The following is a 443-nucleotide window of genomic DNA, read 5'->3' as shown; positions in this document are numbered from 1 at the left end:
GCCGACACACCCGCCCGACGAGGCAGGTACACGGTGTTACAGTGCAGCTACTCCTTCAACAGCGACACCGCGACGTAATACCACTCCACGTGCGGGGAACGCTCGTCGGCGTGGAGCGTCGCGGGCAGGGTCCCGTGCCGCAGCGCCAGAAACATCTTGATGATGCCGGCGACACCGGCCGCCGCCTGCGAGTGCCCGCTCTTGTACTTCACCGACCCGAGCCAGAGCGGGTCGCCGCCGTCCCGGTCCTGACCGTAGGTGGCCCGGAGGGCCTGGGCCTCGATGGGGTCGCCGAGCGTCGTGCCGGTGCCGTACCCCAGGAACGAAAACGTGGGGGGGGGGGGGGGGGGGGGGGGGGGGGGGGGGGGGGGGGGGGGGGGGGGGGGGGGGGGGGGGGGGGGGGGGGGGGGGGGGGGGGGGGGGGGGGGGGGGGGGGGGGGGGG

Annotated in this window: 1 pseudogene; it reads right to left on the bottom strand. The window is 76.5% G+C overall.

The features are described from left to right. Positions 1–50: 50 nt before the first annotated feature. Positions 51–314: pseudogene (locus PUR56_RS16035) on the bottom strand (polyketide synthase); the annotation flags it as partial. Positions 315–443 lie beyond the last annotated feature (129 nt).

The sequence above is a fragment of the Streptomyces sp. BE303 genome (assembly GCF_036290945.1).
Classification (GTDB): domain Bacteria; phylum Actinomycetota; class Actinomycetes; order Streptomycetales; family Streptomycetaceae; genus Kitasatospora.
The sequence above is the reverse complement of the archived record's forward strand: the minus strand, read 5'-3'. Positions and strand labels throughout refer to the sequence as shown.